A 25,450-nucleotide genomic window follows, 5' to 3' on the forward strand; every position below is an offset into this window, starting at 1 on the left:
ATGACTCTCAGTGTTAAACAGCAGAGCGCCCTGTTGCTGCTCGGCTGGCTCCAACTTCAATACGGTCATCCTGACCGAGCGCGTATTTTATTAGATGCATTACTGGCTTTGCATCCTGAACATCAGGAAGGGCGCCGCGCCTTGGTGGTTTCATTACTTAAACTGCAAGAGGGGAGCATGGCAAAAGAGCATTGCGCCCTCTTACAAGAGCAGGGTGAACAAAGCGCTGCCCTCTGGCTTTGTGTGAGCCGCGCTTGTCAACAGGAAGGGAATCTGGAAGAAGCACGCAGTGCTTATCAGCGTTATCTTGCTCAAGGGGCCCTATTATGAGCCGTGGGTTGGAATTATTGCGTCTGATTGGCGAGCGTAAAGACATCATGTTGGCAATATTGTTGCTGGCCGTGGTCTTCATGATGGTGTTGCCGCTTCCGCCTATCCTGCTTGACATTTTGATCGCCATTAATATGACCATCTCGGTGGTGCTCATGATGATGGCGGTCTATATCAATTCCCCCTTACAGTTTTCTGCTTTTCCTGCGGTCTTACTGGTGACAACGCTATTTCGTCTGGCGCTTTCCGTCAGTACCACCCGGATGATTCTCCTACAAGCAGATGCCGGTAAGATAGTCTATACCTTCGGTAATTTCGTTGTCGGCGGCAACCTGATTGTCGGGATAGTGATCTTTCTGATCATCACCATTGTACAATTTATCGTCATAACCAAAGGTTCGGAACGCGTAGCTGAGGTGAGCGCCCGCTTTTCTCTTGATGCCATGCCCGGTAAACAGATGAGTATCGACGGAGATATGCGTGCCGGCGTTATTGACGTCAATGAAGCCAGAGAGAGGCGCAGCATTATCGAAAAAGAGAGCCAGATGTTTGGTTCGATGGATGGTGCGATGAAATTTGTTAAGGGTGATGCGATTGCGAGCCTCCTTATCATCTTCGTCAACATTTTGGGCGGGATAACCATAGGCGTCACCCAGAAAGGGATGTCGGCGGCTGATGCATTGCAGCTCTACGCCATTTTGACCGTTGGTGATGGTATGGTCGCTCAGGTTCCGGCACTATTGATCGCTATCACCGCAGGTATCATTGTTACGCGGGTTTCGTCGGAAGATGCTTCGGATTTGGGGAATGAGATCGGCGAGCAGGTCGTTGCCCAACCAAAGGCACTGCTGATTGGCGGTGTTTTATTGGTGTTATTTGGCCTGATTCCTGGCTTCCCTACATTGACCTTCTTACTGCTTGCACTGGTGGTAGCGGGCGGCGGTTATTTGCTGTTCCAACGGCAGCGACAAGCCAGCGCCAGCCAGCAAGCGGATCTTCCTAGCCTATTAGCCCAAGGGGCAGGCGCACCGGCAGCCAAACCTAAATCCAAGAGCGGCAGTAAGGCCAAAGCTGGAAAGCTTGGTGAGAAAGAGGAATTTGCTATGACGGTTCCTTTACTTATTGATGTGGATGCGGGATTACAGGCTGAACTGGAAGCTATTTCACTGAATGATGAATTAATACGGGTGCGGCGCGCCCTCTATTTGGATTTAGGCGTACCATTTCCCGGTATCCACTTACGTTTTAATGAAGGGATGAAGGAGGGGGAATACCTGATCCAGTTGCAAGAGGTGCCTGTTGCTCGTGGTCGGCTGCGTTCAGCGCATTTGCTGGTGCAGGAACCGGTCAGTCAATTGGAATTATTGGCTATCCCTTATGAAGAGGGGGAACCTCTATTACCTAATCAACCTACCTTGTGGGTAGCGGAAGCACATCAGGAACGTTTGGTGAAGTCCGGGCTGGCGTTTTTATCAATGTCTCAGGTGATCACCTGGCATTTGTCACATGTGCTGCGGGAATATGCCGAAGATTTTATTGGTGTGCAGGAGACCCGTTATCTTCTGGAACAGATGGAGGGTAGCTATGGTGAATTGGTCAAGGAGGCCATGCGCATAATTCCATTGCAGCGGATGACCGAGATATTACAACGGTTGGTTGGAGAGGACATCTCTATTCGTAATACACGTACGATTCTTGAAGCTATGGTGGTGTGGGGGCAGAAGGAAAAAGATGTGGTGCAATTAACGGAATATATTCGCAGTAGTCTCAAGCGTTACATTTGCTACAAGTATGCTAATGGTAACAACATTTTGCCCGCCTATCTGTTGGATCAGCAGGTAGAGGAGCAGATTCGGAATGGTATTCGTCAAACGAGCGCAGGTAGTTATCTGGCGTTGGACCCGGCGGTGACGCAAAGTTTCCTTGAACAGATGAAGAAAACCGTGGGCGATTTAACACAGATGCAGAATAAGCCAGTGTTGATCGTATCAATGGATATTCGTCGCTATGTCCGTAAGTTAATTGAAGGTGATCACCACGGCTTGCCAGTGCTTTCGTATCAAGAGTTGACTCAACAGATCAACATCCAACCGCTTGGTAGGGTGTGTCTATGAATAGTGATCCGCTAACCCCTTGGTTTAAGGAGCGGGGTTATTCAGTACACCCTCATTATATGGGAAGTAGCTCGATCCCTCTTGGCTGGCGTGTGTGGTATGAAGGCTGTGAAATTGCCTGGCGTTATGATGCGCCGCGAGTTTGGATCGTGATGTTACGTCGTACCCGGCAGCGCCGAGGGCTTGCTAATCCATTTGCGCCTCTTTATCTGTTGGCGACAGCAACGATGGCTGTGCTTGGGCCGGGTGGCCGACTTTATGGTCAAGTTAATACTTTGGTTGATTCTTCCCTTAATGATGAACGTTTGGCCCGGTTTTACCATCGCTGGACTGGCGCGAGTGAGGTGGCGCCTGGCTGGTTTGAGTTAGAAGCCAGTTGCGTTATATCGTTACATCAAATGAGAAAACAACAAAAAAAAGTCCAACTTTGACAGGAAGAATCGATATCTCTCTTTATTATAGGAATCACTGATGCAAGAGGAACCCAACGCCAAAGTACTGCAAGCTGCTGAGGCAGCCATTAAGGACAGTGATCACAGACTGCAACTATTGCAGGAGATGTGGCAGTCTCTTGGCATCAACCCAAGTGTGGGTACAGAATTGTTTGGTCATACTGACGTTACTTTGGTTCGGAATGCTGAGCAAGAGTTGCTGACAGAAGTTAATCGCTTACGAAGCAACCAACCTCCCTCTTTGGAAGAGGGAAAGCGTCTCCGTCGCCCACCTCGTATGCGTGGCATTATTGTATAAGGAGTTTGAAGGTGGAAATTAGGCCATATCAAAATGACCCACAGCTTTTCTTGACAGATCTGAACGGGGTTTCGCTAGAGCAATTACGAGGTTCTGGATCTTCGGAGCTTGATGGATTGGTTAATCTTATTCTTGAGAAGAAGATCAAGATTGAATCTGGTTCTGTTGTTATCACTAACGATAAAGAACTCCTGAAAAAGCTGATTGCTTATTTTCTGCCAGCGGACGCTATTGTCAAAGATGGTCATTTCGATAGCCAAATAAAGAATGGAATTAATAATTTTAAATCCTTCTTGAATAGCCCGACATTAAAAACTGACTGGACATTAAGAGATTTTCTGGCTGCGGTTCATTTTAATTTAACGCCGGATCGTCTTGATGATGATGTAATCGATATATTTGTTTCTGTTATGTCAGGTCATGATAAAAAACGACTTGAGTTGCGTGATGAACTGGCTGCATTGACCGCAGAGTTAAAAATTTACAGTGTTATTCAGTCGGAGATTAATGCGAAGTTATCCGCAGGGAAAGATAAACAGAAACTTAATATTGATGATAACTCTTTCAATTTGCTGGACCATACGAAATATGGTTTTAGTGATAAGGATGCTTTTGAGAAGAGTGCTGAATATAAGCTGTTGAGTGAAATATTCGATAAAAACAAACAATATATTATCGGAACTAATAAACCATACATCTCCATTAAGACATTTTTGGAAAGTCCTAATAAGCAAAGTGGGGCTATGACAGGTCTGGAGAATTCTTACGAATATGACAAGGAAAATAATAAGTTAGCCAACTTTTCCACTTCGGTTAACGATCGTGTAAATCCGCTAAACAATACTGTCCAGGAAAAAACAACACGTTTAAATGAGGCTAGTTCCCGTTATAACGCGGCTATTGAGGCGTTAAACCGTTTTATTCAAAAGTATGACAGCATTATGCGCAATATTCTCGGCGCAATTTAAGGAATGATTATGGAGCATCAAGAAACATCAACGACTTCTGACCAATATGCACAAGAACTGGAATCTTTTCTTCATGATGGCGGCACTCTTGCCATGTTGAAAGATATTTCCAGTGATACGTTGGAGCAACTTTACTCATTAGCGTTCAACCAGTATCAGTCAGGCAAATGGCAGGATGCACATAAGATATTCCAGGCTTTGTGTATGTTAGATCACTATGATTCCCGGTTCTTCCTTGGATTGGGCGCATGTCGTCAGGCTATGGGGCAATTGGAGCAGGCAATTCAAAGCTATAGCTACGGAGCGATGCTTGATATTAATGAGCCCCGTTTTCCATTTCATGCTGCCGAATGTCTCCTGCAATTAGGAGAACTTGATGGGGCTGAGAGTGGCTTCTACTCGGCCCAACAACTTGCGGCAGCTTTGCCGGAACAGACTGCTTTAGCTGCCAGTTCCAGTGCAATGTTAGAAGCTATCACAATAAAAAGGACTCAGGAAAATGGATCAGAGAGTAAATAATTCTCAAGCTTCTTCACTGGGGGGAATTTTTCAAGTTGATGGGATTCCCACCGCTACATCATCTAGAGTAGAGGAGCGTGTTACGCTTATCCAAGCGGGTAACGTACCGTTTAATGGGGACAAATCACGAGGAGGAGTATCATTGCCAGCACCATTGGCGGTGGTGAATACTCACCCTGATCAAGAACAAATGGCCAGGCTTAAATCGGTCATTCAAGAGGCTAAGCAGGCAACAGGTCTGATAAAGGAACTGACAGCAAAGCTGACAGAAACAACTTCGCGGTTGTCCTCTCTAGTGTTTGCTTCATCTGAGGCAATAGAGATTGAATTGGGCAAATTGACCAGTGAGCTTGATCGTAATCAGACGAATCTCAAAATCCAAGATATCCAGCGAGCACGTCAGCAAAGCTTGCAGAAAATGGATGAGAACCAACAGAAGATTAAAGAAGCTGAAAATTCTGCCAAAGAGGCGCAGAAATCTGGATTGTTTTCTAAGATCTTTGGCTGGATTAGTGCGATTGCTTCAATTGTGGTCGGCGCAATTATGGTTGCTACTGGTGTTGGTGCGGTAGCCGGCGCTTTGCTGATTGCCGGAGGGGTAATGGGCGTGGTCTCTCAGAGTCTACAACAAGCGGCTCAAGATGGTTTAATCAGCAAGGAAACCATGAAATGGCTGGGCCCAGTAATGATGGCGATTGAGATTACGATGGCGGTGGCAGCGGCGGCGGTCAGTTTCGGTGGTTCGGCAGTCGGAATGATAGCCAAGATGGGCGCTAAGATGGGCAAAGCAGTCGCTGACGTGGCATCTAAGGTTGGTAGTAAAGTTGTCGAGGTAGGGGCTAAGGTGGCGGCTGAGGTCGCATCCAAAGTCGCAGCAAAGGCGGCGGAGTTTTCTGCAAAAGTTGCTGGTACGGCGGCAAATACTGCGGCTCGTAGCCTGAAAGTGGGCGTGCAGGCGAGTGATTTGGTGGTTGATGTTGCTAATGGCGCTGCTCAAACTACTAATGCTGCCTTCCAGAGTAAAGCGGCTAACCGACAAGCTGATGTGCTGCTTTCACGTAGTGAATTAACCGCATTTCAGGCTGTTATGGACAGGCTTAAAGAGGAGTTGTCCCAAATGGTAGAGTCTTTCCAACATGTGATGGAAATGATTTTCCAGATGCTTAATGCCAGGGGAGACATGATAAATAACCTTGCCAGCCGACCACAGGAAATTTAGGGAGTAAGAAGATGGAAATTGTTAATAATGTCAGCAGTCCTCAGGTGAGTAGTGTCAATAACAGTGTTGATATTGCGACTGACAAAATCTCCACGCCGACACCGACAGCACATGAAGCTGCTATTCAACAGTCGGAAAAAACTAGGCTCACGGATAAGGTTGCATTGATTACGCCGAAACAGGGCTTTGATCCTAGTCGCTTAGGAAGCGTCGGACAGGAATTAAATAACACGCTGGATATGATGTCGCTACTTTTTGAGATTGCAAAGAGGATGCGTGAACTGGGTATTTTGCAGCGTGACACTGAGAATAAAGCATCCATTGACGCTCAGAAGTCACAAGTGGATGAGATGCGGCATGGCGCTAAATTGATGATTGCTATGGCAGTGGTTTCAGGCTTAATGACGATTGGTTCGGGGCTGATAGGTGGTTTTTCCACCGTTAAAAACAGTCAAACGGTTAAGCAGCAGAAGACATTGGAAAGTAATATCGTTGGTCGTAACGAATTAATCGATATTAAGTTGCAACAGTTGGGCAAGAGTAGCGATGCGGATCGGGCAGCAATTGGTAAGGTATGGAATATAGCACAAGATGCAGACAAGAGTGCTCTGAAATCTCTTACTTTGGTTTTCGAAAATCGTAATACCAAGCAGCAGTTCTTAAGTTCAGTGATGAAATCTTTAGAGAGTATGTCCAATAATTCGGTGCAGGTAGAACAGGGACTTTCTCAAGCTAAAGCCAAGGAACATGAAGTGGATTCATCTGTTGCTCAACATGAAAAACAGAAGAGTGAAGATCAGATCTCATTGAATAACAATTTCATGAGAGAGGTTTTGCAATTGATACAGCAGCTTTATCAGAGCCATGTCCAGGCATGGCGCGCGGCAACTGGCGTGGTGTAATACTGGCAGAGTGGATCTGTGTTGGATAATAAGTCTGAGCGTACCGAAGGGTGCGCTCTTAGCGATGGATGCTGCTATTTGAGCTCGTTTTTAAAATCCACTAATAGCGTTAAAGGTAAAAGTATAGAAAAGCGAAAGTATCAAATTAAGATTTTGATCTTTGACAGTCAGAATGTGTTAAGGAAAAAAAGCCCGCTTCTGTGTTCTGGTGTTTGGTTTTTGATAATCACCGGAGTGACCTTTTTATTAAAAGAATTGCCCTTGAGTGACAGAGGCACAAAAGATGATGGTAGTAAACTGGCCCCCTTTTCTGCGGGAGTAACCCGTTTGTTTGACCATTCGGTAGTTCAAGTTGGTCTGATTGCCTTCTCTAGCAGGAGTAACCCATGATGGATGTGATAGCCATCGTCAACCAAGTTTTGTCTGAATTTGCTGTTAAATTCGGCTTGCCGCACCTGGCTTTAAATCATGAAGGTGTGGCCGCTCTCTGTTTTGATGAGCACCTTCACCTCTCTTTGATCTTAATTCCTGAACGCGACCAGCTCGTTTTACAGATAGATGTAGCTGATATCACTGCGGTTGGAGAAGGGATTTTCCGTCAATTAGCTAGTTTTAATCGTCATTGGTATCAGTTTGATCTTCATTTTGGTTTTGATGAGTCAACGCTAATGGTACAGCTTTATCGGCAGATGTCAGCTAGTCGGCTAAATCTGGTTCTCTTTGAAGAAAGCCTTTCAAGTATGTTGGATCATGCTGAGTTTTGGCAGGAGTTATTGCAAGCTCAACTTCCGGCTGACTCTCAACAGCGCGAATCTTTGGGAATGCGAGTATGAAAATTGAAAATTCGTTACCCATTCATTTAACAAATGTGCCCCATGAAAATAATAGTCTTTGTTGCGGCCGTCGGGTTACTTTGGGACACATACCGCAAAATGTTAATGAGCCACTTTCTGTGGTGCTAAGTAGAGGTCTTGTCGTAGGGCTTGAACATGAGACAACATTGCAGCGTTTGTTGGATGGGCAGCATACTCCGTTGTCACAACGTAGGATCAGCCAGCCGTGACCAAAATAGGGCTGGTCTTGTTGTGCTTGCTGATTACTGGTTGTGTCAGTGAAGTAGTCAAGCATGATGCATCACGGTTGATTGAGGGAGATGTGACCATGCCGGTTTCTCTGCCTAAAACGGCAGACGTTGAGGTGTCGTTGCTTACTGTGGTTGAAGGTAAGGTATTGACAGTGGGGGAAATGTATTATCGTTTGGACATGTTACCCCTCACTTTTTCCATGCGTTTAAGCCCACAATTTTCTCATAGTGAGCTATTCTTAAGGACTCGTTTACGTTGGGATGGGAAACGAGCGGTACAGGCGAAAAGCCAACAACGAGTTGTTGCAGGAAAAAGGATTATAGTGCAGTTGTCTCCTTTATTGTGTTATCCAGAATGTTTATGAGTTTTATACCCGTCATCTTCCAAGTTGCCTCTTTGTTGGCTGCACTCACTCACCCCGGTCACATAGTTATCTATGCTCCCGGGGATTCGTTCCCTTGCCGTCGCGATCCATCTTGAAATCCATAGTGTATAAATATTTCTTCATTAATAAATAAGGCAATAATATTGCCTTTTAAATTTTTAAATGCCATTTGATTATAGGTTAAATAAGAGTATTATCTACGACAATATCTATTTTAATATTATTTGCTAATTAGGTCATGATAATCTTTACGTCTGTTATATTATTATGGCTAGTAAAGATAATTAATGTTTTTCGCTCTTCTCTATTGTTTTCTTCTATTTCTTATTTTTGATTGCATTTATTTTTTACCTTAAAAAATTTAACTGTATTTGTATTTATAAGATTACAGTAATCTTGGCAAATAAAAAATATTCTTTTAATTTTATCTGCTACATATACCGATTTATTTAAACTGTTCCAATAGGTTTGGATAACTGTTCCTATCTTTACAAGAGACGGTAATGTGTAAATTACAGATATGTTCTTTCATCATTTTCACACTTAATTATCTGCTTTTTTGATGAAAATTTTAATCCCATCTATAACTGATGCTGAAAATATTGTATGGTCTGTGAATAGTAATGGGGAAAAGGCACATTTTTACTATGAAAATAATGTTCTTATCAAAAACAACTAATTCATTAAAAGGACTATAGATGTTTCAGTTTGATATTACTATCATTATCCCACTATTTAATAATGAAAGTTATATAGCCTGCTTGTTAGATTCAATATCTGTGCAAGAGAATGTTAATTTTGAGGTTGTTATTATTAATGACGGCTCAACGGATAATAGCTTAGAAGTCATTAATGAATACAAAAAAAGAGATAATAGAATACGGATCTTTAATCAAGAAAATCGTGGTGTTTCAATAGCTAGAAATGATGGCATAAAGTATGCGAGAGGAGAGTGGATTTTATTTGTTGATAGTGACGACTGGTTGAAACCACAAACATTAAGAAAATGGCTTGATCAAGCTATTGAACAGAAATTAGATGTGTTAATTGGCAATGGAGTTAGCTTTACAGAAGATCCATTCTCACAAGAGAATAGAAGAATAACACGTAGACAACCTTATGGCAGGGTATTAACGGGTAAAGAGTGGATAGAGTATTGTGTTGAATGTAGAGAATGGCCACATTTTGTTTGGTTACAACTTATTAAAAAGGAGCTGATTATAAATAACCAACTCAGTTTTAAAGACAATACCCTTCACGAAGATATTTTATGGACCATTAATTGGTCACTTATCGCGAATCGAATTGGCTTTTGTGAGGAGTTATTATATTGTTATCGACATAATTTGGAATCAATAACTCGCTCAAAAGAAATTAAAAAATTATATCATCGGGCTGATAGCTATATTACTGTAGTTGATTCAATTATTAACATCTCAAAAGAAATTAAAGGTGAAAAGTCGTTAAGAAGATCACTGAGCCGTCATGCAATACGAGAGGTTGGCAGTTTTTTTATTTTGTATAGAAAAAGGATAAAAGATCCTACCTTAAAAAAATTACTTGCGAAACGTTTTATTGAAAAAATTGCTTTGAGAGATTTATTGCCAGGTGTACATAATTATCATGAATTGTGGTTCATTACACGTTGTAATCTAATCTTAGTATTAAGGAGATTTATGGGCTAGTGGCTATGATATGTTAGATGCTCTATTTTTAATGGTTTGCACCTGATTATTTTGTCATTTCCTAATCTATTAGGAGGAGTAATATAGCATTTAAACTGACGGTGAGGATTGAAATATTTTCGATATAATTGTTTGTTTGAGTGACAAAAATCTTCCTACAAACATTCATTTTTCCAGGTTAAATGATTGAGAATATCAGCCTACATTTAGAGATACTTGAGCAACTTGATAGGAACAAAAGTATTTATATTAGAAGGATGGAAGAGTAATTTAGCCTTGATTTAGCGCTTATTTTGTTTTTAAATGAATCAGCAGAAATTAAGTCACTATAACAAGACAACAACGCTTTGTTTTTAATTTAGGGATAAGGTATTGGGAAATTAAAAAAATAGAAAGAATATTATTTAATTAGAATAGTTAATGACTTAATAAATTGTATATATACCCTATGGATTTCAAGATGGATCGCGACGGCAAGGGAACGAATCCCCGGGAGCATAGAGAATCATGTGACCGGGGTGAGTGAGTGCAGCCAACAAAGAGGCAACTTGAAAGATAACGGGTATATGTTAATTATTATTATTCCCTTGTACATAATGATATAGGACCCGAGTTTGTTGATGAGCTCGGTATTATACTAAATGCAAGTAATCACCTTATAAAATTTAAGGCTGCGCTATGTGTGGCCTTTTCTTATTCTACTGATTTCGCAGTATTCCTATTAACTCAAATTTAAGGCTACACGGCAGCCTATGGATTCCCATTATATGAATGGGAGTAAAGGATGAAATACATGGATAAACAGCCTGACATCTGGATGCAGCTATGGGTATGGCTGCTGTCAGTCAAAGAACAAGGTATAGGAGCGGCACTGGCTGCCGCAATGGCTTATCTCAGAGGTCGATATAACGGCGGTAAATTTTGGACGTCAATTATGGATTCTATTATGTGTGCCATGATTGCTTGGTTTATCCGTGATGTGTTGAATTTTTTTGGTATGAGCACGGACTTGGCTTACATCGGCAGTGTGATTATTGGTTATCTGGGAACTGACTATTTTGGTCAGATCTTAAGAAAAGTTGTTAATAACAAAACAGGCAATAAACAGTAGGAGTGAATTATGAGCAGAGGTATTCGAAATAATAACCCTGGCAACATTCGTTGGGGTGATGACTGGCAAGGTTTGGTACCGGAATCACAACGTACCGATAAATCTTTCTGCCAGTTTGTCAGCCCTGAATATGGTATTCGGGCAATGATTAAAATTCTGCATAATTACAATCGGAAACATGGCCTTAAAACAGTGAAAGGTATCATTTCACGATGGGCTCCCCATAATGAAAATAATACTGATGCTTATATTAGCCATGTATGTAAAGACACTGAAGTGACTTGTGATCAGGTTGTTGATGTATTTAATGAAGTATTTATGACAAAGCTTCTTAAGTCCGTTATTACCATGGAAAATGGTAGTCAGCCTTATAGCAATGCGGTCATTGATAAAGCTTTTTCACTTTTGTAGAGCGATATTATGAAGTTTAACTCTCATGGTTATACTGTTATTGCACTAGCGCTTGTCTCGCTTCTGGCTTACCACTATTACGGTAAGTATACCAAACAGCTTGATACGACAGTTAAGCTACAGAGTGAGTTGCTGGAGCAGCAGAATGAAATCGTTAATCAGCAGGAGCGGATAAGGCTCCTGTCTGAACTGGATAATCAGCATACAAAGGAGCTTGCTAATGCGAAATCTGAAATTGATGTGCTTCGCAACGATGTTGCCGCTGGTCATCGCCGGTTGCGCATCGCGGCCACCTGTAATCAAGGCAAAGCCGGTTCCTCCGGCAGCGTGGGCCATGCAGTCCCCCCACGACTTAACCCAGCAGCTGAACAAGATTATTTCGATCTCCGAAGAATGATTGTTGAGAATGAACAGCAAACGAAATACTTGCAAGAATATATCAAAACTCAGTGTCAATAGCTGAGTTTTGATAATGTTATTGCGTAATATAAAACAACGTAGGTATGGGTTGGTTATTAGGGCAAGTATGCTTAAGGTCGATTAATAATCAAACAGGGAATACTGTGTTTTGTAACACAACCCGATAACCATCAATATCTTCGAATGTTTTACCATCAATATCCCAATATGGGTTGTAAGAGGGGACTGCAATAAAGCCAGCGTTTTTCATTAATGATATCTGCTCTAACCATTCTGAATGGTCTGATATATAGAAGGCCAATAAATTGTCCTGCGTGGGGGATCTTCCTACTGTTGTGCCACGATGATGGGTAAATTCGAGATGCCAGAGATGGTTTGGATGCCCTAGAATAATACCATCAAAATTTTCATGATCTTCGAATTGATCCAGGATAATAAATCCTAAACCTTGGCAGTACATTTCAGAAATTTTAGTTAAGTTGTCAGTTGGTCTGGCGATTCTTAGTATGGTTGATTTTTTCATGGTAATCCCAGTTGATAAAGTTTTTGTGGAATATGCCCAATTCTCAGATCTTCTATTGCTATATAAAACAATCGATAATGGTAGTTGATAAAAGAGAAAAGTACAAAGTGGTGAGCTTCAAAATTAAAACAATCTAAAAATATTCGATACTACCGAGCTATTATTTATAATATGGCAAAATTTATGGTTTTATAATTGGCGTTTTTTGATAGGTTAGTTGGTTGTTTTTTTTATTTTCTATCATATTAATTACTAAAGTCTCTTATATGAACACGGATTTGATGTAAGTAGGTCCGTGTTTTTTCACAATGTTATCGAGAGTATGTATTCAGTTCCGATAAATTCTGATAAATATCTTCACTATTATTTTATGGGTCGCTCTTACTTTCTGTTTGCAATAATATCTTATAAGATATATTAAATAATAAAATAATTAATAAATTTACTACCTATTATTTAATGGCCTGAGTTTTTCAAAGCTATTAAGTTGATTTTTATTGTTTTTACCAAGTGATATGACCAGTAACCTAGTGGCTTGTGCCCCTTAAGCAAAATCTTTATATTATATTATATTTTATTATATTATAATCTAGTTTTGTTAGGGAGATTATAATTAATACTATTTTCTGTATTCTTTTTTGTTTATTATTTTTTAAGGATAAATTTCTGATGAATATTAAGGAATTAATTATAGTTCTGGCGTTGTCCTGTTCTACGTTATTAGGTGGTTGTACTGTTATGCCTGGGAGTGGCCTTACTGTTTATAATAAAGAAATAATCAATGATGATGATAGTAACTATGATATTAATAATTTGGTAAACGTTTATCCAGTAACACCACTGTTAATTGAAAAATTACGAGTGAATTCTGCTATTGCACGTCCTAATCCTGAATTAGATAAAGAGTTACAACAGTATGAATACCGTATTGGTGTGGGGGATGTCATTATGGTTACTGTTTGGGATCATCCTGAATTAACGATACCAGCCGGGCAATACCGTAGTGCCAGTGATACGGGCAACTGGGTGCATTCTGATGGAACGATTTTTTATCCCTATGTTGGTAAGCTTCATGTAAAAGGGAAAACGGTCACTCAGGTGCGCACAATGATTACTGATAAGTTATCGAAGTACATCGAATCACCTCAAGTTGATGTTAATATTGCTGCTTTCCGTTCACAAAAAGCCTATATAACAGGTGAAGTTGTCAGGTCTGCTCAACAGCCTATCACTAACGTTCCTTTAACCATTATTGATGCGATCAACCATGCTGGCGGCTTAACTGAAAATGCTGACTGGCGGAGGATCATTTTGACTCATAAGGGAGAAGAAACGATTATTTCTCTTCAAGATTTGATGCAGAATGGTGATCTGAAACAAAATCGTCTGCTCTATTCTGGCGATATCTTATATATCCCTCGTAATGATGATTTAAAAGTGTTTGTTATGGGGGAAGTCAAAAAACAGACGACTCTGCGTATGGATCGTAGTGGAATGACGTTGACTGAAGCATTGGGTAATGCTGAAGGTATAGATCAATTATCAAGTGATGCTAATGGCATTTTTGTCATCCGCTCATTGCGTAATGTACCTGATAATAAAGGGAAAATAGCCAATATCTATCAGCTCAATGCTAAAGATGCAACGGCGTTGGTGTTAGGAACCGAGTTTAATTTGCAGCCTTATGATATTGTCTATGTTACCAGTGCGCCAGTCGTTCGTTGGAACCGGGTTATCAATCAGTTGGTGCCAACGATATCAAGCATTAATAGCCTGACTGAAACAACTAAGTGGATTCGTAAGTGGCCGAATTAATGTTTAATTCTATTCTGGTTGTTTGTGTGGGTAATATCTGTCGATCTCCGACAGGAGAGCGTTTATTGCGGCAGATATTTCCTCATAAAGAGATTTATTCTGCGGGAATATCTGCTTTGGCTGGTAATCCTGCAAATGAACTCTCAAGTAGGGTTGCGGCTAAGTATGGATTGTCCTTGGATGGACATACAGCACGTCAACTAACCAGTGAATTATGTCGGCAGTCAAGCTTGATTTTAGTTATGGAAAAAAGACATATTGAAGCTGTAAATAGGATAAATCTAGGAGTCAGGGGGAAAACAATGCTTTTTGGCCATTGGTTAAATAAAATGGCAATTCCCGATCCATATAAGTCTGATATCGAGGTTTATGAATATGTGTATCAGTTATTATTTGAGAGTGCTAATAGTTGGCTTGGGAAATTATAACTTATAAGTATTTTCAAATTCTGGGTTTTCTATTTTTCATTACTTATCAATAAAGTAATTATAGGCTTTTTATGACTACATCAGATAAATCAAGTCACACTCATACGGATAGTGATGAAATTGATTTAGGCCGTCTTCTTAGTGCCTTATTCGATTATCGCTGGGTGATTGGTGGAATCACTCTATTGTTTACCGTTATTGGCCTTTGTTATTCCTTGATTGCAACTCCGATATACAAGGCAAATTCTTTATTGCAGGTTGAAAAGAGAAGTAGAGTATTGCCTTTAATCGGCGACATGGCGGATATGCTTTCTGGGAGACCGTCAGATACATCGGCAGAATTGGAGTTATTAACTTCCCGAATGATATTGGGAAAGACGGTAAAGGATCTAAATTTGGATGTTCAGGTTAGTGCGGATTATTTTCCTGTGATAGGTAAGGGAATTGCCCGTCTCCGTGGTATGCCAAAACCAGATATTGTTATTAAACATTTTGCAGTATCACCCGAATATATGAACAAAGGGATAAAAATATATGTTGACGATTCAGAAAATTATCGGTTGCTGTTTGACGATCAGATTTTCCTCGGGCAAGTGAACAAAGTATTTGATACTGATGGCATAAATTTGCTTATCTCAAATATTTCAGCTTCTCCAGGGCAAAACTTCACGTTGGTTAAACGAGGGCAATTGGGTGTTATTCGCGGGCTACAACAAACTTTGCGGGTAAAAGAAAAGGGGAATAATACGGGTATTATTTCGCTTGAAATAGAAGGTGATGATCGCGCAAGAATAAAGTCAATACTGGATAGTATTGGTAAAAATTACTTGCAACAAAATGTGACAAGAAAGACGGAAGAGGCTGAAAGTAGTCTTAATTTCTTAAAAAATCATTTGCCTAAAGTTAAAATTGAGCTCAATCGTTCTGAGGAGTTGCTTAACCAATATCGTCAAGCGAATGAATCTATCGATTTATCACTTGAAGCAAAATCGGCTCTGGAGACATTGGTCCAAATTGAGAAACAGATTAATGAGTTGACTTTCAAAGAAGCTGAATTACAGCAATTGTATACCAAACAACATCCTGCTTATGTTGCGTTGCTTGATAAACGTAAGACTTTGGTTGATACCAAAAAGGAGCTGAATCAGTCAATCAAACGGTTACCTAAAACACAGCAGGAAATTTTACGTTTGACCAGAGATGTTCAAGTTGGTCAAGAAATTTATGTACAGTTACTCAATAAACAGCAAGAGTTGAATATCTTGAAAGCAGGGACAGTGGGTAATGTACGTATTATTGATGAAGCTATTGTAGAAAATTCAGCGGTAAAACCGAAGAAGTCACTGATTGTTGGATCTATGATGGTATTGGGGTTTATATTATCTGCTGGATTGATTTGCATACGAGTCATGTTTCGTAAAGGAATCGAAAGCCCCGAACAATTGGAAGAAATAGGGGTTTCCGTTTATGCCACTATTCCACTATCTGGGACTCAGATTAAACTTGAACAACAACAAAAAAAGCGAACTCATCGTCATAAATTGCGTTTATTAGCGATTCAAGATCCCACTGATTTAGCGATTGAAGCATTACGTAGCCTTAGAACAACTCTGCATTTTTCAATGATGGAATCTGCAAACAAAATTATTCTTCTTTCAGGTTCTGCGTCTGAGCTAGGAAAATCTTTTATTTCAGTAAACCTTGCTGCTGTATTGGCATTAAGTAATAAACGTGTGCTTTTAATCGATGCAGATATGAGAAGAGGCCGTCTACATAAGGTGTTGGAAAGTCCTCAATCTCAGGGGCTTTCTGAATATTTGGCTGGTCAGCATCAGATAAAACAGATCATTACCAGAACTTATCTTACTGAGCTTGATTTTGTTAATCGAGGTGTTATTCCGCCTAATCCGTCGGAATTGCTTATGCATAACAGGCTTAAAGAATTATTGTCTTGGGCAGAAGAGCATTATGATTATGTCTTGGTAGATACTCCTCCTATTTTGGCTGTAACTGATGCCGCGATTATTGGGAGATATGCAGGAACTTCATTGTTGATTGCTCGTTATCATAAAACAAGGGTTAAAGAAGTTAATGTTGCTATTCGCCGGTTTAGACAAAATGGCATTCATATTAAAGGCGTATTGTTAAACGCGGTAGAGAAGAAATCTGGTCTCTATTATGATTATGGCGGATGTCATCAATACAGTTACAAGGAGTGATCACCTTATTCTCCGGCTTGTGGGGCCGGAGAAATTTTATCAATGAGCTCTTATTTCCTTTCATATGTTTCTTAATAGTCAGTCAATCCGTTCAATTTAAGGGAAAATGGCCCATTTTTCCTTTCATTTTGCAAGCGTAGTTATGGTGAAACCCAGAGACTTTTATTCTGGTGACTTTAATAGCTTTACAGTTGTAGAATGTCATTATAAGATGCATGTGAAATGCAGTTTATGATCAGAGAACCTTCTATGAGCGACCTCATTTGTTACAAACGAATACCAATCTGGCAGAAAAATACTATTCCTGAAATGTTCACTGAAAGACATAATACTAAAGAGGGGACTTACGCTTGTCTTGAGATTTTTGAAGGTGAAATGGAATTTGTGATTTTCGATGGTGATCAGGAAGAAACCTCATATTTTAATGTGCAAAGGCAACCTCCCATTATTCAGCCACAAGTCTGGCATAAAATTAAATGGGTAAGTGATGATATTAAATGCCAGCTCTCTTTTTTATGTGAACCACAATATTTGTTTTATAAACAAAATAATTTGTCATTACCTCATTCTGAAATTAGATATCTGGCAGATATTATTTCTCCTTGTAAGACATTAGATCTGGGGGCCGGTTCTGGCCGGAATACTTTCTATCTGGCAGAAAGAGGTTATGACGTTACGGCCGTGGATATTAATCCACAATATATTAACGCAATTAATGCCATTAAAGAAAAACAGCGGATTAAAAATATTTGTACGGCTGTTTATGATATCAATTCTCACAATATCACCGAAAAATATGATTTAATTATTTCAACTGTGGTACTGATGTTTCTGCAACGGGAAAAGATCGCCGATATTATTTATAATATGCAAAAACAGACGAATAAAGGTGGTATTAATCTGATTGTTTGTCCGGTTGAAACAGATTATGCACTATATTCATTATTGCCATTCAAAAGTTTTCTCATACCAGGTGAATTAGAGAATTATTATTCTGACTGGGAAATTATTAAGTATAATGAAAACCCCGGTCATCTTCATAAAACAGATGGAAATGGTAATAGAATAAAATTAAATTTCGCTACGCTTATTGCCAGAAAATGATAAAGCACTTATACCCGTCATCTTTCAAGTTGCTTCTTTGTTGGCTGCACTCACTCACCCCAGTCACATAGTTATCTATGCTCCCGGGGATTCGCTCCCTTGCCGCCGCGATGCATCTTGAAATCCATAGGGTATAGATGGATTTTTAACGTTAGGTTAATAGTAACAGCCGGTTCAACCGGTTGTTGATTTATTTTCTAAGTTAATATCTACAATGTGTATGCCATCCTGCCATTATTATTAAAGGTTAACAGTGGGTTTGCATGATTTCGTTATATCGTTGCTGGTCCCGGTACATTTGTAGATAGACCTGATATTTGGCCTGATGAAATGAAAATGTCTCTTTTTCCGGTTTGATAATGCTGCCATCACGTACCATCGATTTCGCCGCTTGAGCGAAGTCTGCAAAGGAACCACAAGCAACGGCGCTAAGCAAAGCAGAGCCAAGATTGACAGCATCCTCTTCCTGAGTGAGATGGATTTCGCGCCCGGTAGCATTGGCATATTCACGTAACCATAGTGGGTTTTTAGTTGCGCCGCCACACATAACTAGCCTGTTTATCTTATGCCCTGCTTCTATTAGTGCATCAATAATATGGCGGGTGCCATAAGCGATAGATTGCAGCGTTGCCAAGTAATGGCGGGCCAGAGCATCACGACTATCTGCCAGCGTCAGCCCGCTTACCATTCCCTTAGCATTAGGGTTTGCCCTTGGTGAACGGTTGCCGTGATGGTCACTTAAAATATGAAGTTGTGCGGTCGGGTATTTTTCTTGCTTTTCTAACTGTGCGACAGCTTCATTCAGTAGCTGGTAGTAATGATGACCAGATCCCTCGGCTTCGGCTTCTAGATCTGGCCAACTATTATGTTGACGAATTGACCACTCAACTAATGCACCAGCGGCGCTTTGCCCACCTTCGTTGAGCCAGTAACCGGGTAGCATTGCACCGAAATAGGGTCCCCAAACTCCTGGAACCATGACAGGATGAGGGCTGACAATCATATGGCAGTTTGAGGTGCCGCTAATAATGACCAGGCTGCCCTCTGGATAGGCGCCAGCCAGTGCCAATCCGCCGGCATGAGCGTCAATAATACCACCGGCGACGATGACTCCTGTATGCAGCCCAAAATCTTTAGCCACTTCAACAGTCAGATAGCCTGCTTTTTCGCCAAGTTCAATGATGGTAGACGGAACTTTATTTGTTAAATCTTCTAACCCCACATCATAAAGTAGTTTTTCGCTGAACTGTTTTTGATGAGCCAGATAGTTCCATTTACAAGTGAGCGTGCAAATACTGGCTACATCAGCGGCAGTTGCTTTCCACACCAAAAAATCAGCTAAATCAAAGAAGCGCCAGATATCCTGATAACGTTGAGGAAAGTGTTTTTTTAGCCATAAGATTTTCGGTAGTTCCATTTCAGGGCTGATTTCACCACCTACATAGCAGAGTGCTGGGTCATTGGTTTGATTTATCATGCTGGCTTCCTTGATTGCACGATGATCCATCCACATGATGATATCGTGTTCAGGATTGCCATTTTCAGCAACAGAAAGAGGACATCCTTCTGTTGCTACCGCGACTAATGAACAGGTGGCATCAAAGCCGATTGATTTAACATCAATAGGATTAATATTTGCCAATGCAATAGTTTCTCTTACTGTTGCACATACTTGCGCCCAGATATCAGTAGAAGATTGTTCAACAAAATCAGCTTTTGGATGAAATTGTTGGATAGGGCGAGCAGAGAATGCGTGTCGTTTGCCGCGTTGGTCAAAAACCGCAGTACGGACACTGGCGGAGCCAACATCAACACCAATGAAAAATTGTTGTTCCACCATGAGGTTCTTCCCTTATTCATTAATCTAAGTGGATAAAATGAGTTGAGTGGAACAATAACACAATGAGGTTATTCAATTATTGTGAAGCTGCTCGAAAAAGATTTGCTGATTTTATGATGATAAAAAAATATCACCTATATTTTCTATTGCCCTTTTGATTGACGCAATAAATCCATTCCAGAATAGTGGTTTGTTTAAAACGAAAAACATGAGAGGTAGAGTGAGCAAGATATTTTCAGAAAAATCGCTGACAATTTCTACGTGATAATTTTTTCTTAAAAAAATCGATTTTAAAAATAATAGTAATCAGTTCATTAATTAACCAAAAACGGGGTGTAAAGGGTAATATTTTGTTGTTTTTACTTTAATTAATTGAAAGAATCAAATGTTCAAGTAAATTATTTAGATTAAGGAAGTGATTTATATGTAAATATCTTTTAATGTATTTGGCGTGATAAATTTTTGAACATTCTAATCTTAAAATTCTATCGAGTGATATCACTCACAAGTATTAAATCTTTTTCCATTTTTACGAAATTTTTTCTCGCATATTTTCTGTAAATATTCTTTATTAAGTTGCTGCGCATATGTTGTTATTTTGTTATGAGATATCCGAGGGAATATATGGGATTAATCACAGAATGGCTGAGTGCTATTAACGGGATAGTATTGGGAGTACCGATGATGGTCGGTCTTCTGGGGGTTGGGTTGTTCATGCAGCTCCGTCTCTCTTTTCTGCCTATACGTAAATTGGGAACGGGTTTTAAATTACTATTTGAGCGTAATCATCAGCGGGGAGAAGGGCAGATATCGCCATTTAATGCATTGATGACTGCGCTTTCTGCCACCATTGGGACAGGTAATATAGCTGGTGTAGCTACTGCGGTTGTATTGGGAGGGCCAGGCGCACTGTTTTGGATGTGGATAACTGCATTAGTGGGCATGGCAACCAAATATTCAGAGGCGGTACTGGCAATCCGTTTCCGTGAGGTTGACAAGAATGGTCACTATGTTGGTGGCCCCATGTATTACATAAAAAACGGTTTAGGTAAAAAATGGGCTTGGTTGGGGACGCTGTTTGCGGTATTTGGCAGTATTGCTTGTTTCGGTATCGGTAATACCGTACAGGCGAATTCTGTTGCTGATGTACTGCAAAGTAACTTCGGCGTTTCGACCACGGTAACGGCCGTAGTATTGGCGATTCTGGTTGGTGCAGTGCTTATCGGGGGTATTAAACGTATTGCTGATGTCGCCGGCAAATTAGTGCCATTCATGACGGTTGCCTATCTTGCCGCCGGGATTATTGTTCTGGGGGTGAATTTTAGTGAGATTCCTGCTGCATTTGTTTTGATTGTTAAATCTGCATTTACACCTGTTGCAGCGCAAGGTGGCTTTGCGGGTGCAGCAGTATGGGCGGCAATTCGTTTTGGTGTAGCTCGCGGCATTTTCTCTAATGAAGCAGGATTGGGAAGTGCGCCGATTGCTCATGCAACAGCCAAAACCCAAAACCCGATTCGCCAGGGGTTGATCGCTATGCTAGGTACTTTCATCGATACCATTATTGTTTGTTCTATCACTGGCTTAACTATCGTCATTACCGGTGGTTGGTTGAATGGTCAAACAGGTGCGACGCTGACAGCGACTTCTTTCGCTATGGCGATTCCCGGCGGCAACTATATTGTCGCGGGTGCGCTGGTAATATTTGCCTTTACCACAATTCTTGGCTGGAGTTTTTACGGTGAAAAATGTACCCAGTATCTATTTGGGCAAAAAGCTATCACGCCTTTTCGTGTGGTATGGATTATTGCTTTAATGGTAGGTGCTACTCAGTCATTGGATTTTGTCTGGTTATTGGCAGATACATTGAATGCGATGATGGCAATACCGAACCTGATTGCATTAGCATTGTTGAGTCCAGTTGTTTATCGGCTGACAAAAGAACATATTAAAGATGTAAATGCGGATAGTGTTGATATTAAAGCAAACATTTGAATAAAAGCCTTCCGTTTGGAAGGCTTTTCACATTACTGATTGAGATTATTCTTCACCGGTTTTGATATAGATGTTTTTGACCTGGGTGTAAGCATCCAACATCATTTTGTGTGTTTCTCTGCCAATGCCTGATTTTTTGTAACCACCGAATGGGGCGTGAGCTGGCAGTTCATGGTAAGTATTAATCCACATACGGCCGGTTCTGACAGCTTTAGCGACGCGTAGCGCACGGTCGATATCCTGTGTCCAGACAGCACCAGCCAGGCCATAATCAGAATCATTTGCCATTCCAATGACTTCTTCTTCTTCGCTAAATGGTATGACGGCTAATACAGGACCAAAAATCTCTTCGCGCGCGACTCGCATATCATTAGTGACGTTAGTAATAATGGTTGGTTGGATAAAGAAACCATCATCATGACCTTCTCCGGTCATGCGTTTACCGCCAGTTAGAATGGTTGCACCCTCTTGCTTCGCAATATCGACATATCCAAGAATTTTTTCCATTTGTTCCTGGCTGACTTGGCTTCCCATCTGAGTTTCTTTTGCTAGTGGATCGCCAACCTGGATAGATTCGAATTCTATTTTCAGGGACTTGAGGAATTCATCATGAATATCTTTATGCAGGAATAGCCGGGAACCTGATTCACACGCTTGACCCTGATTCAGCAAAATAGCTCTGGCCGCATATTTTACTGCCTTTTTCATATTGGCATCAGGGAAGATAATATTGGCTGATTTACCACCAAGTTCCAGTGTTGCAGGGATCAGCTTTTTGGCTGCGGCTTCGGCTACGGTATAACCTACTCTGGTGGAACCAGTGAATGCCACTTTTTCGACATCTTTATGATCCAAAATGGCTTGACCAACGACTGAACCACGACCTGTAACAATATTAACCACCCCGGCTGGCAGGACTTTATCCAATATTCGACCCAGTTCAAGCAGGGTGATAGGTGTCAGTGTTGCTGGATTGATAACAATGGTATTGCCTGCTGCCAGAGCAGGAGCCAGTTTCCATGCCGCCATCAGTAGTGGGAAATTCCAGGGAATTACCTGTCCGACAACACCAATGGGTTCACGGATCACCAAGCTGAGTGTATTGGTATCCAGAACTGAAGCTTCATCGGTATGGGAACGGATTACACCCGCAAAATAGCGGAACTGGTCAATGGACGCGGGTAGATCCATATACAGGGATTCATTTAATGGTTTGCCAGTATCCAGTGATTCAAGGATGGCAAAACGTTCTTGTTCTGCTTCTAGTAAGTCAGCAATTTTCAGCAAAGCTGATTGCCTTTCGATGGCGGAGGTTTGACTCCAGGCGTGGAAAGCTTTTTTTGCGGCGCTGACAGCAAGATCGACATCTTCCGCATTACCAGATGCATATTCAGCCAGTAGTTCTCCTGTCGCCGGGTTATAACTTTTGGTTGTTGCCTTGGATACACTATCTACCCATTGCCCGCCAATAAGCATTTTGTAGGATTCAACGGGCAACATCTCTTTCTCAATATCGTGTAATCGTTTCATTAATATACTCCGAGTACTTTGGTTTAAGAATAGTTACATCGAGAATCTATCTCATTAGGTTATTTTATTTTCCATTCTTGTTAGTAAAGAGCGAATGATTCTCTGTATATCATGTATATAGCCTGATTTCTGTACTTTGCCTGTGCATATGATTTATTGACAATAATGGCCCTGCGTTGAACATTCTTATTGGGATAGATGCTTCATTAGCAGGTTTTATATATACCCGTCATCTTTCAAGTTGCCTCTTTGTTGGCTGCACTCACTCACCCCGGTCACATAGTTTGCTATGCTCCCGGGGATTCGCTCCTTTGCCGTCGCGATGCATCTTGAAATCTATAAGGTATAGTTTCATTATGTGAATATATTTGTGCTTTATATTTATTACTTAACCGAATTTATTTTGTCATGTTTTATATTTCTTTAGCATCAACTATAGTAGAGCACAAAATAATAGATGTCTATTAGCACGTTATATAAAATATTAGGTATATTAACGAACGGAAATTATAAATGAATGGTGAAACTAAGTATCCGTTGGCGTATTCCAACGGATTGAAAAGAAATATTATTTTGCTGTAACCCAGAATATCCCGTTACCGTCAAGAGCGGTAAAGGTTTTATGCAGATATAGGCTATCAGCTTGTGGATCGATATCTTCAAATAACTTCGGATGCAGGAATTTAGCAATGATTTCAACCGCAATGATGTTAAACGGCGTATCGTAATATTGGTGGTACAGTGCTATTACTTGTTTTTCGCGAAATGCTCTTAATACGCTTAATTTAGGGCGTGTCAGTAATTTTTTCAGTCTTTCCTGTGACTGTTTTAGATTGCCTGTGTAGCCTAATGGCACAGAGAAGCTTCCGGGGTGGACTTTATCCCAATCTGCGGCGGTCATCAGATAAAACTCAGGATTACTGACGATTAATTGTTTTTCGTTTACCTCACCATCCATACCTGAGAACCAGCGAGCACCGAGGTTATCACCTCCGGCGGCCGTGACAAATTCGCCAAAATTGCCATTTCCGAAAGTTTTACAGCAATATTCAGCGCCTAACATACCTGCGTGGCGTTCGATAAACACCGGAGGACGCTGTTCTTTACCTAACGTACCAACGCGTTGGTTAATAACTTTCATCCTCTCTTGATAAAACTCAATAAATTTTTGTGCATTTTCTTCTTCACTAAATACTTTCCCAAGTAAAACCATACTTGGAATCGTATTTGTTAGCGGATATTGACGGAAATCGATAAAAATAACCGGAATGCCCGCTTTTTCCAGTAAAGTTATGGTTCCACTATTATTAACTTTAGTTTGAAGACCAATATCAAAAATAACCAGATCGGGTTTATAAGTCAGCGCTTTTTCGACGTTAAAATCGCTTTGATGAGGATTGGGGAATACCGGAATATCCCGCAATTGAGGGAAGTCTTTTTCATAAGTAATTGCTAAATCTGGAGATTTAATTTCCAGTGCATTATCCCAGGCAACAATATTTTTAAGCGGATTATCAGGATGAAGAATATTTAGTGCAATCAATGCTCGGCTGTCAGCCAGCATAACCCGATTAACTGGCGCGTTAACTTTAACCTTCCGGCCCGCAACGTCTTTGACTGTAATTTCTTTTGCTTGCGCAAAGATAGACAGTAGCATCAATATGGCAGTCAGAAAATATTTTGCAGTGCGGTGGATGATTGCCATTATTTCTCCTTTGAATAAAGAACGTTCTTAGTTGAACCGCGTAATTTGACAAATTGGGTCCACATCTATTTATGCTAATCTTAAAATGATAATGATAACAATTTACATTAATCAAATGGTTTTAGTGACTTTGGTAAATAATATTTTGATTTTTTGCTATTTTTAAATAATAACAATGAGTTGAGTGGTGTTCGTGAGTTGAAAATAACTCTCATTTGGTGGAAGGTTATGGTGGTGGTTGGCAAAAACAGCAGACTAAATTTGCCAAATTTTCTGGCAGATTGTGAGGATTCCAACTACATTATTGATCTGAATATCGGCAATTACTGTGGTCGTATCTGGGCCTGTCGTGTTGTCGGTTGGTCGGGTGTTTTAGTCGTCTGATAGATTTAATA

The 25,450-nt window shown here is 40.7% G+C and carries 26 protein-coding genes; 22 read left to right on the forward strand and 4 right to left on the reverse strand.

The window, feature by feature from the left end; genetic code table 11:
• The 16 genes from sctY to BA1DRAFT_RS22505 all read left to right on the forward strand — a co-directional run bounded on the left by sctY (nucleotide 1) and on the right by BA1DRAFT_RS22505 (nucleotide 11,938).
• Complete coding sequence (sctY, locus tag BA1DRAFT_RS00675; protein WP_036775309.1) at nucleotides 1–330, forward strand: type III secretion system chaperone SctY; 330 nt, start codon at nucleotides 1–3, stop codon at nucleotides 328–330.
• Nucleotides 327–2,444, forward strand: a complete 2,118-nt coding sequence (gene sctV / locus BA1DRAFT_RS00680; RefSeq protein WP_036775311.1) for a type III secretion system export apparatus subunit SctV — start codon at nucleotides 327–329, stop codon at nucleotides 2,442–2,444. The genes sctY and sctV overlap by 4 nt, the downstream gene beginning before the upstream one ends.
• Nucleotides 2,441–2,875 (forward strand): LcrR family type III secretion system chaperone, encoded by a 435-nt coding sequence (locus tag BA1DRAFT_RS00685; RefSeq protein ID WP_036775314.1) that lies wholly within the window; start codon nucleotides 2,441–2,443, stop codon nucleotides 2,873–2,875. The genes sctV and BA1DRAFT_RS00685 overlap by 4 nt, the downstream gene beginning before the upstream one ends.
• A 40-nt stretch (nucleotides 2,876–2,915) precedes the next feature.
• On the forward strand, nucleotides 2,916–3,194 hold the full coding sequence (locus tag BA1DRAFT_RS00690) for an LcrG family type III secretion system chaperone (RefSeq protein WP_036775316.1): 279 nt from the start codon (nucleotides 2,916–2,918) through the stop codon (nucleotides 3,192–3,194).
• Nucleotides 3,195–3,205: 11 nt separating this feature from the next.
• On the forward strand, nucleotides 3,206–4,162 hold the full coding sequence (locus BA1DRAFT_RS00695; RefSeq protein WP_036775318.1) for a virulence-associated V antigen: 957 nt from the start codon (nucleotides 3,206–3,208) through the stop codon (nucleotides 4,160–4,162).
• 9 nt (nucleotides 4,163–4,171) lie between these two features.
• Nucleotides 4,172–4,681, forward strand: coding sequence for a SycD/LcrH family type III secretion system chaperone (locus BA1DRAFT_RS00700; protein ID WP_036775319.1), 510 nt, complete (start codon nucleotides 4,172–4,174; stop codon nucleotides 4,679–4,681).
• On the forward strand, nucleotides 4,662–5,900 hold the full coding sequence (gene sctE / locus BA1DRAFT_RS00705; protein WP_036775322.1) for a type III secretion system translocon subunit SseC family protein: 1,239 nt from the start codon (nucleotides 4,662–4,664) through the stop codon (nucleotides 5,898–5,900). The genes BA1DRAFT_RS00700 and sctE overlap by 20 nt, the downstream gene beginning before the upstream one ends.
• Before the next feature lie 11 nt (nucleotides 5,901–5,911).
• Nucleotides 5,912–6,802 carry a YopD family type III secretion system translocon subunit gene (locus BA1DRAFT_RS00710; protein ID WP_036775324.1) on the forward strand — a complete coding sequence of 297 codons (891 nt, stop codon included), beginning with the start codon at nucleotides 5,912–5,914 and terminating at the stop codon, nucleotides 6,800–6,802.
• Between the two features lie 261 nt (nucleotides 6,803–7,063).
• Entirely contained in the window at nucleotides 7,064–7,192 is a 129-nt protein-coding gene (locus BA1DRAFT_RS24315) for a hypothetical protein (RefSeq protein ID WP_256448142.1), read from the forward strand.
• On the forward strand, nucleotides 7,189–7,635 hold the full coding sequence (locus BA1DRAFT_RS00720) for a type III secretion system chaperone (RefSeq protein WP_276525090.1): 447 nt from the start codon (nucleotides 7,189–7,191) through the stop codon (nucleotides 7,633–7,635). The genes BA1DRAFT_RS24315 and BA1DRAFT_RS00720 overlap by 4 nt, the downstream gene beginning before the upstream one ends.
• Entirely contained in the window at nucleotides 7,632–7,865 is a 234-nt protein-coding gene (locus BA1DRAFT_RS00725) for a T3SS regulon translocated regulator ExsE family protein (protein WP_036775327.1), read from the forward strand. The genes BA1DRAFT_RS00720 and BA1DRAFT_RS00725 overlap by 4 nt, the downstream gene beginning before the upstream one ends.
• Nucleotides 7,862–8,251, forward strand: a complete 390-nt coding sequence (locus BA1DRAFT_RS00730) for a YscW family type III secretion system pilotin (RefSeq protein WP_036775329.1) — start codon at nucleotides 7,862–7,864, stop codon at nucleotides 8,249–8,251. Before BA1DRAFT_RS00725 ends, BA1DRAFT_RS00730 begins: the two co-directional genes overlap by 4 nt.
• A gap of 719 nt (nucleotides 8,252–8,970) precedes the next feature.
• Entirely contained in the window at nucleotides 8,971–9,957 is a 987-nt protein-coding gene (locus BA1DRAFT_RS00735; RefSeq protein ID WP_036775331.1) for a glycosyltransferase, read from the forward strand.
• A 784-nt stretch (nucleotides 9,958–10,741) separates the two neighbouring features.
• The gene (locus BA1DRAFT_RS00740; RefSeq protein ID WP_036775333.1) at nucleotides 10,742–11,068 is read left to right on the forward strand and encodes a phage holin, lambda family; all 327 of its coding nucleotides are present in this window, start codon (nucleotides 10,742–10,744) and stop codon (nucleotides 11,066–11,068) included.
• A 9-nt stretch (nucleotides 11,069–11,077) separates the two neighbouring features.
• Nucleotides 11,078–11,479: a structural protein gene (locus BA1DRAFT_RS00745; protein ID WP_036775334.1), complete on the forward strand. Its 402-nt coding sequence runs from the start codon at nucleotides 11,078–11,080 to the stop codon at nucleotides 11,477–11,479.
• 9 nt (nucleotides 11,480–11,488) lie between these two features.
• Entirely contained in the window at nucleotides 11,489–11,938 is a 450-nt protein-coding gene (locus BA1DRAFT_RS22505) for a lysis protein (protein WP_036775337.1), read from the forward strand.
• An 88-nt stretch (nucleotides 11,939–12,026) separates the two neighbouring features.
• Here the strand turns inward: BA1DRAFT_RS22505 and BA1DRAFT_RS00755 are convergent, their stop codons facing one another.
• Nucleotides 12,027–12,422 carry a VOC family protein gene (locus tag BA1DRAFT_RS00755; protein ID WP_036775339.1) on the reverse strand — a complete coding sequence of 132 codons (396 nt, stop codon included), beginning with the start codon at nucleotides 12,420–12,422 and terminating at the stop codon, nucleotides 12,027–12,029.
• A gap of 669 nt (nucleotides 12,423–13,091) precedes the next feature.
• On the opposite strand from BA1DRAFT_RS00755, the gene BA1DRAFT_RS00760 reads away from it, so the two are divergent.
• The 4 genes from BA1DRAFT_RS00760 to tehB all read left to right on the forward strand — a co-directional run bounded on the left by BA1DRAFT_RS00760 (nucleotide 13,092) and on the right by tehB (nucleotide 17,988).
• Nucleotides 13,092–14,237 (forward strand): polysaccharide export protein, encoded by a 1,146-nt coding sequence (locus BA1DRAFT_RS00760; RefSeq protein ID WP_036775342.1) that lies wholly within the window; start codon nucleotides 13,092–13,094, stop codon nucleotides 14,235–14,237.
• Nucleotides 14,237–14,665 carry an arsenate reductase/protein-tyrosine-phosphatase family protein gene (locus BA1DRAFT_RS00765; RefSeq protein WP_036775372.1) on the forward strand — a complete coding sequence of 143 codons (429 nt, stop codon included), beginning with the start codon at nucleotides 14,237–14,239 and terminating at the stop codon, nucleotides 14,663–14,665. Before BA1DRAFT_RS00760 ends, BA1DRAFT_RS00765 begins: the two co-directional genes overlap by 1 nt.
• 71 nt (nucleotides 14,666–14,736) lie before the next feature.
• On the forward strand, nucleotides 14,737–16,884 hold the full coding sequence (locus tag BA1DRAFT_RS00770) for a polysaccharide biosynthesis tyrosine autokinase (RefSeq protein WP_036775343.1): 2,148 nt from the start codon (nucleotides 14,737–14,739) through the stop codon (nucleotides 16,882–16,884).
• A 249-nt stretch (nucleotides 16,885–17,133) separates the two neighbouring features.
• Entirely contained in the window at nucleotides 17,134–17,988 is an 855-nt protein-coding gene (gene tehB, locus BA1DRAFT_RS00775; protein ID WP_036775373.1) for an SAM-dependent methyltransferase TehB, read from the forward strand.
• A gap of 247 nt (nucleotides 17,989–18,235) precedes the next feature.
• Here tehB and BA1DRAFT_RS00780 read toward each other — a convergent pair whose 3' ends face one another.
• Nucleotides 18,236–19,825, reverse strand: a complete 1,590-nt coding sequence (locus BA1DRAFT_RS00780) for an FGGY-family carbohydrate kinase (RefSeq protein ID WP_036775374.1) — start codon at nucleotides 19,823–19,825, stop codon at nucleotides 18,236–18,238.
• 627 nt (nucleotides 19,826–20,452) lie between these two features.
• On the opposite strand from BA1DRAFT_RS00780, the gene BA1DRAFT_RS00785 reads away from it, so the two are divergent.
• On the forward strand, nucleotides 20,453–21,820 hold the full coding sequence (locus BA1DRAFT_RS00785; protein ID WP_036775345.1) for an alanine/glycine:cation symporter family protein: 1,368 nt from the start codon (nucleotides 20,453–20,455) through the stop codon (nucleotides 21,818–21,820).
• 45 nt (nucleotides 21,821–21,865) lie between these two features.
• Here the strand turns inward: BA1DRAFT_RS00785 and BA1DRAFT_RS00790 are convergent, their stop codons facing one another.
• Both BA1DRAFT_RS00790 and BA1DRAFT_RS00795 read right to left on the reverse strand, forming a co-directional pair.
• The gene (locus BA1DRAFT_RS00790; RefSeq protein ID WP_036775346.1) at nucleotides 21,866–23,350 is read right to left on the reverse strand and encodes an aldehyde dehydrogenase family protein; all 1,485 of its coding nucleotides are present in this window, start codon (nucleotides 23,348–23,350) and stop codon (nucleotides 21,866–21,868) included.
• A gap of 568 nt (nucleotides 23,351–23,918) precedes the next feature.
• Nucleotides 23,919–25,055 carry an ABC transporter substrate-binding protein gene (locus tag BA1DRAFT_RS00795; RefSeq protein WP_051560609.1) on the reverse strand — a complete coding sequence of 379 codons (1,137 nt, stop codon included), beginning with the start codon at nucleotides 25,053–25,055 and terminating at the stop codon, nucleotides 23,919–23,921.
• A gap of 198 nt (nucleotides 25,056–25,253) precedes the next feature.
• On the opposite strand from BA1DRAFT_RS00795, the gene BA1DRAFT_RS22860 reads away from it, so the two are divergent.
• Entirely contained in the window at nucleotides 25,254–25,439 is a 186-nt protein-coding gene (locus tag BA1DRAFT_RS22860) for a hypothetical protein (RefSeq protein WP_152544256.1), read from the forward strand.
• The last annotated feature ends 11 nt before the right edge of the window (nucleotides 25,440–25,450 follow it).

Origin of the sequence: Photorhabdus aegyptia (assembly GCF_000612035.1) — a bacterium.
In the GTDB taxonomy this organism is placed as follows: domain Bacteria; phylum Pseudomonadota; class Gammaproteobacteria; order Enterobacterales; family Enterobacteriaceae; genus Photorhabdus; species Photorhabdus akhurstii.

Coding starts and splice junctions, on each gene's coding strand:
- sctY (WP_036775309.1), top strand. CDS start 1: ATGACTCTCAGTGTTAAACAGCAGAGCGCCCTGTTGCTGCTCGGCTGG.
- sctV (WP_036775311.1), top strand. CDS start 327: ATGAGCCGTGGGTTGGAATTATTGCGTCTGATTGGCGAGCGTAAAGAC.
- BA1DRAFT_RS00685 (WP_036775314.1), top strand. CDS start 2,441: ATGAATAGTGATCCGCTAACCCCTTGGTTTAAGGAGCGGGGTTATTCA.
- BA1DRAFT_RS00690 (WP_036775316.1), top strand. CDS start 2,916: ATGCAAGAGGAACCCAACGCCAAAGTACTGCAAGCTGCTGAGGCAGCC.
- BA1DRAFT_RS00700 (WP_036775319.1), top strand. CDS start 4,172: ATGGAGCATCAAGAAACATCAACGACTTCTGACCAATATGCACAAGAA.
- sctE (WP_036775322.1), top strand. CDS start 4,662: ATGGATCAGAGAGTAAATAATTCTCAAGCTTCTTCACTGGGGGGAATT.
- BA1DRAFT_RS00710 (WP_036775324.1), top strand. CDS start 5,912: ATGGAAATTGTTAATAATGTCAGCAGTCCTCAGGTGAGTAGTGTCAAT.
- BA1DRAFT_RS00720 (WP_276525090.1), top strand. CDS start 7,189: ATGATGGATGTGATAGCCATCGTCAACCAAGTTTTGTCTGAATTTGCT.
- BA1DRAFT_RS00725 (WP_036775327.1), top strand. CDS start 7,632: ATGAAAATTGAAAATTCGTTACCCATTCATTTAACAAATGTGCCCCAT.
- BA1DRAFT_RS00735 (WP_036775331.1), top strand. CDS start 8,971: ATGTTTCAGTTTGATATTACTATCATTATCCCACTATTTAATAATGAA.
- BA1DRAFT_RS00740 (WP_036775333.1), top strand. CDS start 10,742: ATGAAATACATGGATAAACAGCCTGACATCTGGATGCAGCTATGGGTA.
- BA1DRAFT_RS00745 (WP_036775334.1), top strand. CDS start 11,078: ATGAGCAGAGGTATTCGAAATAATAACCCTGGCAACATTCGTTGGGGT.
- BA1DRAFT_RS22505 (WP_036775337.1), top strand. CDS start 11,489: ATGAAGTTTAACTCTCATGGTTATACTGTTATTGCACTAGCGCTTGTC.
- BA1DRAFT_RS00755 (WP_036775339.1), bottom strand. CDS start 12,422: ATGAAAAAATCAACCATACTAAGAATCGCCAGACCAACTGACAACTTA.
- BA1DRAFT_RS00760 (WP_036775342.1), top strand. CDS start 13,092: ATGAATATTAAGGAATTAATTATAGTTCTGGCGTTGTCCTGTTCTACG.
- BA1DRAFT_RS00765 (WP_036775372.1), top strand. CDS start 14,237: ATGTTTAATTCTATTCTGGTTGTTTGTGTGGGTAATATCTGTCGATCT.
- BA1DRAFT_RS00770 (WP_036775343.1), top strand. CDS start 14,737: ATGACTACATCAGATAAATCAAGTCACACTCATACGGATAGTGATGAA.
- tehB (WP_036775373.1), top strand. CDS start 17,134: ATGAGCGACCTCATTTGTTACAAACGAATACCAATCTGGCAGAAAAAT.
- BA1DRAFT_RS00785 (WP_036775345.1), top strand. CDS start 20,453: ATGGGATTAATCACAGAATGGCTGAGTGCTATTAACGGGATAGTATTG.
- BA1DRAFT_RS00790 (WP_036775346.1), bottom strand. CDS start 23,350: ATGAAACGATTACACGATATTGAGAAAGAGATGTTGCCCGTTGAATCC.
- BA1DRAFT_RS00795 (WP_051560609.1), bottom strand. CDS start 25,055: ATGGCAATCATCCACCGCACTGCAAAATATTTTCTGACTGCCATATTG.